Source organism: Sphingobium sp. BS19, from assembly GCF_027925545.1.
Classification (GTDB): Bacteria; Pseudomonadota; Alphaproteobacteria; order Sphingomonadales; family Sphingomonadaceae; genus Sphingobium.
Genome location: NZ_BSEF01000027.1, coordinates 1 through 12,801 on the forward strand (window position 1 = coordinate 1; position 12,801 = coordinate 12,801).

Here is a 12,801-nt window from a genome sequence, read left to right on the forward strand (position 1 = left end):
CCGGCTCCGGAAACGGCTTCTCCGCCATTACCGCCCTCCGGTTCCGCTTCGCTCCACCTCCAGGCGGCAATGGCAACGGAGGCGATAATGCACTAACAATCAGCACGGACCACTCAGTGGGGGCCGGTCAATAGCAGGTAATTTCATCCAGTTGGTGCTTGCTCGGATGGGCGTTGGTGCAGCAGAATCAGTCGCGTCGCCCGCGAGCGTCTCACTGATCTCGGACAGCTTCCCGCTGCATCAGCGCAATACCGCGATCAATATCTATTATGCTGGCGCACCAGCCGGCCAGCTCGTCATCTTTGTCCTGGGCGGATGGATCCTTATGCATTTCGAATGGCGAGCGGTCTTCCTCGTGGCCGGCCTTCCCGGTTTGATGTTTGCCGCGTTGCTGTTCTTTACCTGCCGCGAGCCGCTGCGCGGGAATCAGGATACGCATATCGGCTCCGCCGTAAAAAGCGTCAATGCGAAGGCTCCGCGTCTGGTCGAGGTAATGCACACTATCGTCCGGGATCCGGCTTTACGCTATGCATTGCTGGGGAATATGATCGTGACCGGCGTCAATTCAACGCTTGTTCTTTGGCTCACCTCGTTCCTCGTCCGTATTCACGAACTACCAGTCAGTCGGGCCGCGATTTGGGTTGGCCTCGGCTATGGATTGTCGCAGACGGTCGCGGCACTTGCGGTCGGCCCCTTCGCAGACCGCTATTCGCGCAGTCTGCCCTCGCGGCTCGCGCGGATCCCAGCGGTCGCATCTGTGCTGGCGCTGGCCGCGGGCATAGTCATGGCGCTGTCTAGCGCGCTTGGAGTCGCCCTGGCAGCGTTAATCCTGTTCTCATTCATCGGCGGTTTCCTTAACGGCCCGAGCTATGCGCTCATACTGTCGCTCGCTAAACCGCAGATGCGCGGATCGGTGATGGCAACGAGCAAGCTTCTAGTGATCCTGATCGGCAGCGGGCTGTTTCCTTTCCTCACCGGTGCTATCAGTGACGCTGTGGGTACAGGTAATTCTATCCAGCCCGCGATCCTCGCGACGATCTCGTTGCTCGCAGTTGCGCCTTGGTTCTTCATGTTGGCAGGACGCTGCGCGCGAGTTGCCGAACTGGCAGGATAACTTTCAATCCATCATTTGGCTCGACCCGATCGCCGATGTGCGAGTGCATGAAATGACCCTCGTTTTGTGGCCGAAGCCTTTCGCCAAGACGGGGTCGGGCTGCAAAGCCTGCCCGAGCATTGCATAAATGCGATCCTCCATCGCAAGCGCTGGGTCAGCAATAATAACTTCGTGCGATTCGGTGAAATCTATCACGTTGTGCCCGACCGAAACTGTCCGTTTATCGAGGTCGGCCATCGGCGCGAGCGCCGACACAGCCTGATTGTACAAGAGTTCGCAGATATCGGACCAACCCCAATACAGACGACCAAAAAATTGCATATTCGTCCAATGATCGAATTCACGGCGCGAGACTACGCAACACCAGATTGACCACCTCCCTCGGATGACTCTGAAGCATACCAGAGTTAGACTGGCGCATCAGCGGATTGTAGAAAATTTCCATGGCTTGCATGATGCCACTGATCGTCTCATCAAACGGTGTCTTGCGCTCGAATTCGCGGGCTTCGCGCCCTTGCAGGATCATCTCGCCCAAAGCTTTCCCCAATGCAGCACGATAGCCGGTGTAGCAGGGCCATTTTTCAAGCGCTGAAAGTGCTGCAAGCTCATACAGTTTCGGGTCATTCAGTAAAAATGTGGCGCTCGCGACGCATATGGTATCGAAGAAGCTCCTCAGGCGATCGGCAGCATCTGCGCCATCCTTGATCGCAGCCAGTGTTTGTTCCAAACAAATACCGAGTACCTGCGAGCAAATCGCGTGTCCGATCGCCTGTTTAGAATCAAAATATTTGTAAATATAAGCCTTGGAAAAACCAATAACTCTGGCGATGTCCGAGACAGTTGTCTTGTGATAGCCATAACGCGAGAAATGACTTTTTGCGGTTGTCATGACCTTCAGTCGCACAGCGTGGTCGTCCGGCCCACGATATCCAACGGTCTCCGTGTTCAGCGTTCTCCCAACCATTGGCTCTCTATCACCCCCAACTCCTAACTCATTGCCATTCGTTCGCCTGGCCGGTTCAGGCGAAAATTGGGTGGTGAAGCCGGTATGCTGTCAGGATGACGCATCCGCCTACATCAACTTCCCGATCATGGGCGTGTACCTTTGCCGCCTACCGTTTCCACTATTTCCAGTAATGCCTGGAGTTGCGAAACCAACGTCGTAACCTTCTCACGATCCCATCCTTCCAATCGCTGGTTCCAGCGTGCAATAACCTTCTCTTTGCATTTTGCGGCGAGTTCATGGCCCGTAGCCGTCAGCGCAAGCTTGACCACGCGGCGATCGGAAGTATCGCGTCGGCGCACGATCCAGCCGCATTCCTCCATCGTGTCGACCAAGCGGGTCATCGCGCCACCATTGTAACTGAGATCCCTGGCAAGCTCAGAACAGGTGGTACTGTGACCGGATGAAATCGACATCAAGGCAGACCATTGTGTGCCCGTCATACACTCTTCTGCGAAAATCGGCTCAAGATCTGCTGCACTCGCCTGGTGTAGGCGGCGAAGGACATATCCCAATGATTGCTGAGTATTAAAACTCGAGCTCGAATAAAATTCCATCTCAACACTTCACAGAATGTAGATAGAATGCATGTAATTTTCTCTCGGGGACGTCAATATACGCCATCGTCGGCAAGCAAATCGGAGCGGCGAAATCCTGCAGCCTATATAAAAAGGAGTCATAGCCCTAAATGTGGAGAGGGTGTCCCAGTGCGGCGAGCGCGCTTTCATGAATGGCTTCACCCAACGTGGGATGCGCGTGAATGATCCCGGCCACATCCTCCAAGACCGCCCCCATCTCGATCAGAGTTGCGAACTCTCCGGCAAATTCGGAAATGTGAGCCCCAACGGCCTGCAGGCCCAAGATACGGTGATCCGCTTTGCGCGCAACGATGCGGACGAAGCCTCCACCGCTACCTGCTTCCATCGACAGTGCGCGACCATTGGCAAGAAACGGGAACTGTCCGATGGTCGACTCGACCCCTGCGGGAACCTCATGCGGCAACAGTCCGACACTTACGATCTCCGGCTCGGTGAAGCAGACCGCAGGAATAGCGCGTGGCGCGAACCGCCGCATCTTGCCCGCGATGATCTCGGCCACACATTCTCCCTGCGCTGATGCCTTGTGCGCCAGCATGGGTTCACCAACCAGATCGCCTATTGCCCACACATTCGTGGTCGATGTCGCGCATCGGTCATCGACACGAACGAAGGGGCCGTTCATGGCAATATTCATTGCCTCCAGCCCCCAACCCGCCACGTTGGGCCTGCGGCCAACGGTGACAAGTATCTGGTCGGCCGGTAATATTTTCCGTTCACCCGAGATAGTCTCGATCGCGAGCCCCTGCCCTTCTTCGCCCACCGCGCGTGCCTCAAGATACAACGCTACATCATGCACTTTCAACCAGCGAAGGACCGGGGCGGTGAGCTTGGCATCATAAAGCGGCAGAATGCGGTCAGCTACTTCAACGATCGCCACCTGTGCGCCAAGTTTTCGGAAGGCGATGCCGAGTTCAAGGCCGATATAGCCAGCGCCGACGACGACGAGCGATCGGGGGACGCGCGGGAGCGATAGCGCTTCCGTCGATGAAATCACCTTGCCCCCAAAAGGCAGGAATGGGAGGTCAACCGGAAGCGAACCCGTCGCCAGGACAACATGCTCGGGGCGGATCGTGACGACACCCTCAGCCGTTTCGACCGTGCATGTCTTGGCGTCTGAAAAAACGGCATGGCCGGTAATCACCTTGACCTTCGCTTTACGCAGCAATCCGTCAACGCCGCCGCTCAGTTGATCGACCACGCTCTCTTTCCAAGCAACCGTCACGCCAAAATCAAGCGTGGGTGCCGCTGTGAGCCCAATACCAAAACGGGGCGTGCGCGCAGCCTCGGTGATTTCGGCATGAAACGAGGCGGCCTGGATCAGCGCCTTCGACGGGATGCATCCCCTGATGAGACAGGTGCCGCCCAGCCTGTCGGCTTCAACCAGAATGGTATCGATCCCAAGCTGTCCGGCCCTGATTGCCGCTACATAGCCGCCCGGACCGCCGCCAACGACAAGCACTTTGGGAGAAAAGGATGTGGTCATTGCATCATTCCATGAAGAGGAGCGCAGGGTGCTCGATCAACCGCTTCAACCGCTGCACAAACAGAGCGGCATCATAGCCATCGACGATACGATGATCGAACGATGAGGACAGGTTCATCATCTTGCGCACAGTCACGAAGCTGCCTTCTATCACCGGTCGCTCGACGATTTTGTTCGGGCCGATAATTGCCACCTCGGGATGGTTTATCACCGGCGTCGTCGTAATTCCGCCAAGCGTTCCCAGACTGGTGACCGTGATCGTCGAGCCACTGAGATCTTCCCGTGCGGCGGTGCCAGCGCGCGCGGCGGCGCTGACCCGCGCCACTTCCCGCGCGAGGTTCCAAAGATCGTGCGCCTCCGCATGACGCACCACCGGAACCATGAGGCCGCCCGGCGTTTGTGTTGCGATGCCGATATGAATACCATCATAGCGGTGCAGTATGCCGGCATCGTCGTCGTATCGCGCATTTATATGTGGAAAGTCGGGTAGCGCCCGGACGAGCGCCAGCATGAAAAAGGGTAGCAACGTAAGCTTGGGTTGGTCAGGCTTTCGGTGCGCGTTGAGGTCCTGCCGAAGCTTTTCGAGTTCGGTGACGTCGGTTTCCTCGACATAGGCGATGTGAGGGATACGACGCTTGGCCTCCTGCATCTTTTCTGCGATTTTCCGCCGCAGCCCGATGATTTTGGTTTCCTGTACGCCTTCGCGTGCGATGTAACGTGCATCGTCGAGGGATATCGCTCCGTCACTTTTCAGATATGCATCGAGATCGTCTGCGGTGATGCGCCCGCCCGGTCCGGTCCCAGGCACAAACTGCAGGGCAACCCCGCGTTCGAAAGCCCTTGCGCGTGTGGCCGGCGACGCAAGCGGCGCGTCGCCTTCCGCGCGCGTGGCAAAAGCAACGACTGCAGGACGACGCGGCAGCGCACGGCCTTCTCCCTTTGACGGAGAAGGAGGAAGAGCAGGAGGAGGATCGGTTACCGGTGGGCTCAGCTCGGCCAAAACGCTCGGTGCCAGAGCCGTCAACTCTTCAGTGATTGCCGCAGCATTGCCGACCCCATCAACTTCAAGTTCAATCAGCACCGAACCAACGGGCAGCATCGAGCCAATGTCGCCGTGAATTGCCGTAACGGTCCCATCGACCGGCGAAGTCATGTCAACGGTCGCCTTGTCGGTCATGACATCAACCAGACTCTGGTCTTCCTTGACCGTATCTCCAGGCTTAACATGCCATACGACGATCTCGGCTTCGGCAACCCCTTCGCCAACGTCAGGGAGCCGGAACAGATAACGGCCCATCAGTGATTCTCCATTGTACGCTTAAGCGCTTTCGCCAGACGTCCAGGGCCGGGGAAATAGTCCCATTCGAACGCGTGTGGATACGGCGTGTCCCACCCGGCGACGCGTTCGATGGGGCTCTTTAGCGCCCAGAAGCATCGCTCCTGCACCAAAGCGGCCAGTTCGCCGCCGAACCCTCCAAAGCGAGACGCCTCGTGCAGGATCACACAGCGGCCGGTTTTGGTGACGGATGCGACGATTGTGTCCACATCGAGCGGCACGATGGAACGCAAATCTATCAGCTCGGCATCGACGCCGCTGTCGGCAATCCCGGCTTTGGCGACATGTACCATCGTGCCGTAGGCAAGAATCGTCGCTTCGCTTCCTTGCCTAACGATCGCGGCCTTGCCCAGCGGGACAGTGTAATGCCCTTCGGGCACCTCAGCTGTCGGATCACCTGCCCAGGTCTTGAGCGCCTGATCATGCCTCCCGTCGAACGGACCATTATACAACCTTTTGGGTTCAAGGAAGATCACGGGATCGTCGTCTTCGATCGCGGCGATTAACAGCCCTTTGGCGTCGAAGGGATTGGACGGGATCACCGTCTTCAGGCCGGTGATGTGTGCGAAGATCGCTTCAGGACTCTGACTGTGCGTTTGTCCGCCGAAGATGCCCCCGCCATATGGACTGCGGACCGTAATCGGCGCCCAGAATTCTCCGTTCGAGCGATAGCGCAGCCGCGCCGCTTCGCTGACGAGTTGGTCGAACGCGGGTAGGATATAGTCGGCAAACTGGATTTCGGGGACAGGCCGAAGGCCATAGGCGCCCATGCCGATCGCCGTGGCAATTATGCCTCCCTCGCTGATTGGAGCATCGAAGCATCGTTGCATACCGTGCTTTTTTTGCAATCCGTCGGTGACACGGAAGACACCGCCGAAATAGCCGACATCCTGGCCGAAGATCAGGGTGTCAGGGTCATCGCCCAGCTTTACATCAAGCGCCGAGTTTAGCGCCTGGATCATGGTCATCGTCGCCATGTCAGATTCCAATCTCGCGGCGCTGTTCGATTGCGCGCCAGTCAAGTTCCTTGAAGACGCCCTCAAACATCTCGGCAACGCTCGGCTTGGATTTCCCCAACGTCCCGATCGCCTCGGCCGCACGCTGGGCAGCGCGCAGTGCCTCGGTCAGCTCGGATTCAAGTTGCGCATGCCGTTCTTCAGACCATTCACCCATATCGATCAGGTGCAGCTTGAGGCGCTCGATCGGATCGCCCAGCGGCCAGTGGGAAGGCTCGTCTGCTGGCCGGTATTTGGTTGGATCGTCCGACGTGGAGTGCCCTGCGACGCGATAGGTCACAAACTCTATCACGGTCGCGCCGAGATTGGCCCGGGCGCGATCAGCTGCCCATTTCGTTGCAGCCCAGACCGCAAGAAAATCATTACCGTCAACGCGCAGCCCCGGCAGGCCATAAGCGAGCGCCTTGGCCGCAAAGGTTGTCTGCTCAGCACCCGCGATCCCCGCGAAACTCGAGATCGCCCACTGATTGTTGGTGATCACGAGGATCGCGGGAGCACGGTATACGCTGGCAAAGGTCAAAGCCTCGTGGAAATCGCCTTCGGCTGTCGTTCCTTCGCCAATATAGCCCAAAGCGATATGGCATGCGCCCTTATAGGCGGAGGCCATGGCCCAACCAACTGCATGGCCAAACCGGCTGCCGACATTGCCTGATAGCGAATAAAAGCCATAGTCGCGCGCGGAATACAAAATTGGAAGCTGTCGACCTTTCAAAGGGTCCTTTTCGTTCGAATAGATCTGATTGATCATGTCTTCGAGCGGATAGTCCCGCGCAATGAGCCACCCCTGTACCCGATAAGTCGGGAAGCACATGTCTCCAGGTGCCAGAGCCAGGGATTGCGCAACACCAATGGCCTCTTCGCCCGTCGATTTCATGAAGAAACTGGTCTTGCCCTGACGATGGGCGCGGAACATTCGATCCTCGAACAGGCGGGTCTGTAGCATCGCCCGCAATCCAGATCGCATCATCTCCGGATCAAGACCAGGGTCCCAGGCGGCATTGTCCTCGCCAATGACGCGAATAAGACCATAAGGAAACTCTCTCAACTCGGGCTCGGGCGTGTCGAATTCGGGCCGCTGCACCGCGGCCCCAGGAACGAAGCTCAAATAGTCGAAGCGCGAGGCATCGCCGGGTCGGGCAACGGGTTGCGGAATGTGCAGGCGCAAAGGAACGGCATCGTCGGTCATATACACTCCGTGTGGGCAGCTATGATAGGTGCGTATGACGGGTATTTATATTTCTAAATCACAGAAATTTGAGTATATCACGCAATCGTTACGTCGTTTTTTTGAATATTTTAGGATATTGCTTTCGTGGACCGAATCGATCGAAACATTCTCGCCGCTATGCAGGACCAGCCGGACCTTTCAACTGGTGAAATCGCTGAGCGAGTGGGGTTATCGAACACGCCCTGCTGGCGGCGGATCAAGAAACTGGAAGCCGATGGTGTAATCGCCGGCAAAGTCATTTTGCTCAATGCGAAGGCGCTGGGGCTGGCAGTCAATGTCTTCGCCGAGATACGCCTCCGACAACATGATGAGGAGACGCTGCTGGCGCTGGAAGCAGCAGTGGCGCGGCAACCTGAAATTGTTGAATGCTTCTCGGTGAGCGGCGAAAGTGATTATATGGCCAGGATCGTCACGCAAAGTATTGCGACATATGAAACCTTCCTGAAAAAGGTACTTCTTCATCTCCCGGGCGTTGCCGCCGTGAATTCGCGATTTGCGCTAGGATGTGTCAAAATGACGACTGCTTTGCCGATCTGATTTGGGTAGCAAGAATATGATCGTGGCTGGCTTGGATGGGCGTGAGTGCCGCGTCGGAATTTCGCTGAGTTCCGCAGGCTCCGGGCGCCTATCCTCGAGACTATAACTTTCAGTCATAGCAAACCGCCTTAAATTCACCGGGATCTTCGCGTGCGAAATGGGTAACGAAAATTTTCAACGCCATAGCGAGGACAAGTCGCTTCCTTAGCCCGTCTTATTCACCGGGAGCGAGTGAGAAGGTTGGCGATCGTAGCGTAACTATCTGATTTGGTTTAGAGAACGGTTGCTTACACTAATCCTCGATGCCGGACAGAAAGTGCCACGATCGCCATGGACGACAATAGCGCACAGGGTTTCTCATTCCCAGCGATTTGCCGCAAGAAAGTGACCGCGGCCTTCGATGGCGGGAGGCTGACATCTGATGGTGGCGTGCTGCTGGCGCAGGCGGAGCGACAGTTCGGCCTCGCGTCACGGCTTGCCGCCTGCATCGCCGACCCTCGCGACCAGAGCCGCGTCGTCCATGATCTCGACGACATCCTGCGCGCACGCATGCTGGCGATTGCCTGCGGGCATGAGGATGCCGATGATCTCGACACCTTACGTCACGATCCGGGGTTCAAGCTGGCGCTCGGTAAACCGCCCGGCGGCGTGATCGGCCTGGCGAGCCAGCCGACGATGAGCCGCTGGGAGAATGCGCCGACGGTGCGCGAACCGGTGCGGCTGACCGGCGCGCTCGTCGATCTTTACTGCGCGAGCTACCCGACCCCGCCGACGGCGGTGACGCTCGACATTGATGAGACGGTCGATGTCGTCCACGGCGGCCAGCAACTCTCCTTTTGGAACGGCCATTATGGCGAGCGCTGCTTCCTGCCGATCCATGTCTACGATACTGCGACGGGCCGCCCGGTGGCGATGCTGCTACGCACCGGCAAGACCCCGTCAGGCGCCGAGATGGCAGGCCATGTCCGCCGCCTGATCCGCCGCATCCGCTGTCATTGGGCTGATACCCACATCACGCTGCGCGGCGACGGGCATTACGGCCGCCCCGAGATCATGGAATGGTGCGAGAAGAACGACATCGACTATGTGTTCGGCCTGCCCGGTAACAAGGCGCTCCATGCCGATCCCGTCATCGTCAGTCGCGGCGATGCCTGCGCCACCGACCGGGCGCTGCGCGATCTCGGCGTGCTGCGCCGCTATGCCGAGACCCGTTATGCCGCCAAGTCCTGGGGGCCGCGCCAGCGCCGGGTCGCCGCCCGGATCTAGACGACCAGCCTCGGCCTCGATATCCGGTTCGTCGTCACTTCGATCGAGGCAGGCAGCGCCGAGCACATCTACGACACGCTCTACTGTGCCCGTGGCCAGGCCGAAAACCTCATCAAACTCCACAAAACCCAGTTGAAGAGCGACCGTACCTCCTGCCGGTCGGCCAACGCCAACCAGATGCGCCTCATCCTCCATACCGCGGCATATTGGTTGATGTGGAAGCTGCGTCAGGTTGCGCCCGCCACCGTGCGCCTCAGACTGATCAAGGTCGCCGCCCGCGTCGTCGAAACCGCCAGCCGCATCCGCATCGCCTTCGCCAGTGCTTGCCCAGCTGCCGACATCTTCCGGCATATCGCCCGCGCCCTCAAACCCGCGCCGACCTGAACGGCGCGGCTGGGCCGCAGATCGATCCACCCTGTGCCGAAAACCCCGCAAACCTCTCGGCCAAACGCGACGCAATAGTCGCCATAGGAAAACCTATGCCTGCAGCCTCCACCTGCCGCCACCCTCCCGGATTACGCCAGCACCCAGCGCCCCGGTGAATAAGAGAGGTTAGAATGTCAATCTCCTGGAGCTTGCCCCCTAACCGCTCTTGCTGCCCTGCATCACTTTGTCCTTTCAAGCGTTGCCGCAAGCCAGTTTGATCCAGCCTAAACAGAAAGGGCGTGGCCCGGCGAGGATGAGCATTGTGACGCTCTTATATGCTAGCCACGCAAAAAATCGATATGAAGACGATTGAAAGTCTCCGGTTCTTCATATTGGGGCCAATGACCGCAGCGGTCCATAATCACGAAGCTGGCGCCCGTGATCGCTGACGCGATCCATTGCCCCTGTTCGATCGATGCCGTCGGATCATCCGACGTCCACAAGACCAGCGTGGGGCACTGAATACGCGCATAGTCTTCTTCGCGCATGAGGTTCCGTTGCCGAACGTCCATTTCCTGCAAGGCAAGGCCATGACGAATCGCCACGTTCATACCCGCCTGCATGTATATCGCCTGGCGCGCAGCTACCAGATCGTCAGTCACTTTCGATTTATCGACCACCAACCATTCCAGCCGAGCCTTGATCAAAGCCCATGACGGATCCTCCGCCGCCCGCAAGGAAACTGACTTGATAGCTGCCATAACGTCGGGAAGCGCCTGTGAGCCGCCAGCCGTATTGAGGACAAGACGCTCTACCCGTTCCGGATAGTCTGCGGCCAAACGGGATGCCACCCATCCGCCTAGTGACTCCCCACTGAGCAGCGCGCTTTCTACCCCAACCGCATCCATGAAGCGCAGCACATGGTCCACATAATGCCTTATCTCAAGATCATGATCCGGTTTGTCTGTCCAACCGTGCCCGACCATATCGATTGCCCAGCAATCAAAATGCTGTCCATGCGGACCCAAATTGCGGACATAGGCTTCTGCATGCCCCCCAGTGCCGTGCAGGAATATGAGTGTCTTGCCGTTGTCGGCACCGCTGCGGAGATAGCGCGTTCGTATGCCGCCAGCATCAATCCATCCTTGAGAAAAGGCATAGTCCTTGAGGTCTTGCCACATGCTCGAATATGCAACAGCTGCCACGTTCACTTCTCCCAGTTTACCATCCGGTTTACCCGGCACGCGCAACCTTAAGGTCGACGGGTTTAAGTTGAGGCAGGTTTGCGCTACCTCGCACTCGTCCCCGAGCCCGCTCGATAGAAATCTGTCTGCTGCGCAGAACACTTCTGCCGCACACCGCTCAAACGGATGAGATATTAGCATAATCCGCGCCGGACCCGCGCCGCAACGACATAGAATATCAGTGAGGCGATCAGATATACTGCGACTGTGGGTAACAATGCGTAGCGAATTGAATCTGCCCCAAGTGTCGGTACGATAAAGTCACTAAGTATCCCCACGCAAAAAGGACCCAGGCCAAGACCAAGTAAATTGATCGCAGTTCCCAATAATGCAACTGCTAGAGCCATGTTATTGCTAGGCGTAAAAATGCGGAATGTTGCCATAACGAGCGGCGGCCAGCCGCTCGTTAGCAAATACACGCAGCATATTGCCACCAGCGTAAACCAGGCTGAAGTCGAAAACAAGGCCAGCAGAAGGATGGGAGCGGCTATAGCACTCAATAGAGCAAGCGTATAAGGATAGGCACCATTGTCGCTTTGCAGCCGACGGTCTCCCATAATTGAGGCCAAAACCGGTGCGCCCATGCCGCCAACGCCGAAAATCAGGCCTAAAGCCAGTCCGGCTTCGCTTAGTGACCAGCCATAAGACCGTTGCAGTAATGCGGCCGACCAGATTAGGAGGGCGCTCAATGAAAACATCATTGCGCTGGCTCCGGCGACTAGGAGCACAAAAATTGGCCGACCAAGTAATTGGCCAAGCGCGACCCGAAGGCTGAGGCTCTCATCAGGACCATTTTGTCTGGAAGGGGTTACTTTGAGGCGTGGTTCGGGCAGGACGAACCAGCAGATCACGCCAAGGGCCAAGCCGGGCAATCCGACAAGAAGGAATGACATACGCCAGTCAAAATGTTGCGCAAGATACCCTCCCACGGCGAATGCGAGCAGAGTTCCAATTGCCGCAGCGAGCGGAACAACCGACATCGCGCGCGCGCGATAGCGGGGCTCAAAATAGTCCGAAATCAAAGCGTAGCTGATCGGCGAACACGCTGATTCACCTGCTGCCACTCCAAAGCGCGCCATGAGGAGCATGCCAAACGTTTTAGCCAAACCACAGAATACGGTCATAATTGACCAGAAACCGAGCATTATGGACAATATTCGCACTCTGTTCCCTCGATCAGCGATCCGGGCAATAGGCACTGCGCAGACCGCATAACAGATGGAGAAAGCCAAGCCCGTGAGAAGGCCGGTCTGAGTGTCGGAAAGGGCAAGATCCTTCTTAATGGGTTCTGCAAGAATGCCGACGATTTTGCGATCGAGCATGTTGAGCAGGTTCGTCGCACCCAGAAGAAATAGCGCGACGGCAAAAGTCTTTGATGTCTGCGTTCCTGCCGCATCGGCAGACATATCGACCGGTTGCTTGTTCATGACGCTCCCCTTAGATGGTCAAATGGAAAGATGCGGGACTTGACAGGGCGTCATGCACCTCATCGCCTATCATGCGGCATCCAAAGAATGGGCGGCCGACCCAAAAGTTGAGCAACCGCAGCATTTTTGAAGTCATAAACCATTGGCAAGTTGGCAACATCAGCAGCCGAATCGACGTGGTT

12 protein-coding genes and 1 pseudogene are annotated in these 12,801 nt (G+C 57.4%); 4 read left to right on the forward strand and 9 right to left on the reverse strand.

Annotation, left to right across the window (positions count from 1 at the left end; genetic code table 11):
* Nucleotides 1-96: integrase catalytic subunit (locus tag QMG56_RS20540; protein ID WP_281824588.1), on the forward strand; the 96-nt coding region annotated here is incomplete at its 5' end.
* Nucleotides 97-145: 49 nt separating this feature from the next.
* Nucleotides 146-1,114 (forward strand): MFS transporter, encoded by a 969-nt coding sequence (locus QMG56_RS20545; RefSeq protein ID WP_281824589.1) that lies wholly within the window; start codon nucleotides 146-148, stop codon nucleotides 1,112-1,114.
* Nucleotides 1,115-1,117: 3 nt separating this feature from the next.
* Here QMG56_RS20545 and QMG56_RS20550 read toward each other — a convergent pair whose 3' ends face one another.
* The 7 genes from QMG56_RS20550 to QMG56_RS20580 all read right to left on the reverse strand — a co-directional run bounded on the left by QMG56_RS20550 (nucleotide 1,118) and on the right by QMG56_RS20580 (nucleotide 7,737).
* Complete coding sequence (locus QMG56_RS20550; RefSeq protein WP_281824528.1) at nucleotides 1,118-1,435, reverse strand: hypothetical protein; 318 nt, start codon at nucleotides 1,433-1,435, stop codon at nucleotides 1,118-1,120.
* Between the two features lie 19 nt (nucleotides 1,436-1,454).
* A complete protein-coding gene (locus QMG56_RS20555) occupies nucleotides 1,455-2,003 on the reverse strand; it encodes a TetR/AcrR family transcriptional regulator (RefSeq protein WP_281824529.1) in 549 nt (182 codons plus the stop codon).
* Between the two features lie 200 nt (nucleotides 2,004-2,203).
* A complete protein-coding gene (locus tag QMG56_RS20560; RefSeq protein ID WP_281824530.1) occupies nucleotides 2,204-2,560 on the reverse strand; it encodes a MarR family winged helix-turn-helix transcriptional regulator in 357 nt (118 codons plus the stop codon).
* A 241-nt stretch (nucleotides 2,561-2,801) separates the two neighbouring features.
* The gene (gene lpdA / locus QMG56_RS20565) at nucleotides 2,802-4,199 is read right to left on the reverse strand and encodes a dihydrolipoyl dehydrogenase (protein WP_281824531.1); all 1,398 of its coding nucleotides are present in this window, start codon (nucleotides 4,197-4,199) and stop codon (nucleotides 2,802-2,804) included.
* Between the two features lie 4 nt (nucleotides 4,200-4,203).
* Nucleotides 4,204-5,496: a dihydrolipoamide acetyltransferase family protein gene (locus QMG56_RS20570; protein WP_281824533.1), complete on the reverse strand. Its 1,293-nt coding sequence runs from the start codon at nucleotides 5,494-5,496 to the stop codon at nucleotides 4,204-4,206.
* Nucleotides 5,496-6,512, reverse strand: coding sequence for an alpha-ketoacid dehydrogenase subunit beta (locus tag QMG56_RS20575; protein ID WP_281824535.1), 1,017 nt, complete (start codon nucleotides 6,510-6,512; stop codon nucleotides 5,496-5,498). Before QMG56_RS20575 ends, QMG56_RS20570 begins: the two co-directional genes overlap by 1 nt.
* A 1-nt stretch (nucleotide 6,513) precedes the next feature.
* On the reverse strand, nucleotides 6,514-7,737 hold the full coding sequence (locus QMG56_RS20580; RefSeq protein WP_281824536.1) for a thiamine pyrophosphate-dependent enzyme: 1,224 nt from the start codon (nucleotides 7,735-7,737) through the stop codon (nucleotides 6,514-6,516).
* Between the two features lie 126 nt (nucleotides 7,738-7,863).
* On the opposite strand from QMG56_RS20580, the gene QMG56_RS20585 reads away from it, so the two are divergent.
* Nucleotides 7,864-8,316: an Lrp/AsnC family transcriptional regulator gene (locus QMG56_RS20585; protein WP_281824537.1), complete on the forward strand. Its 453-nt coding sequence runs from the start codon at nucleotides 7,864-7,866 to the stop codon at nucleotides 8,314-8,316.
* A gap of 330 nt (nucleotides 8,317-8,646) precedes the next feature.
* Nucleotides 8,647-9,966 (forward strand): annotated as a pseudogene (locus tag QMG56_RS20590) (IS1380 family transposase).
* A 320-nt stretch (nucleotides 9,967-10,286) separates the two neighbouring features.
* Here the strand turns inward: QMG56_RS20590 and QMG56_RS20595 are convergent.
* Together QMG56_RS20595 and QMG56_RS20600 are read right to left on the reverse strand one after the other, a co-directional pair.
* On the reverse strand, nucleotides 10,287-11,192 hold the full coding sequence (locus QMG56_RS20595; RefSeq protein WP_281824590.1) for an alpha/beta fold hydrolase: 906 nt from the start codon (nucleotides 11,190-11,192) through the stop codon (nucleotides 10,287-10,289).
* A 134-nt stretch (nucleotides 11,193-11,326) separates the two neighbouring features.
* A complete protein-coding gene (locus QMG56_RS20600; RefSeq protein ID WP_281824539.1) occupies nucleotides 11,327-12,619 on the reverse strand; it encodes an MFS transporter in 1,293 nt (430 codons plus the stop codon).
* Between the last annotated feature and the right edge of the window lie 182 nt (nucleotides 12,620-12,801).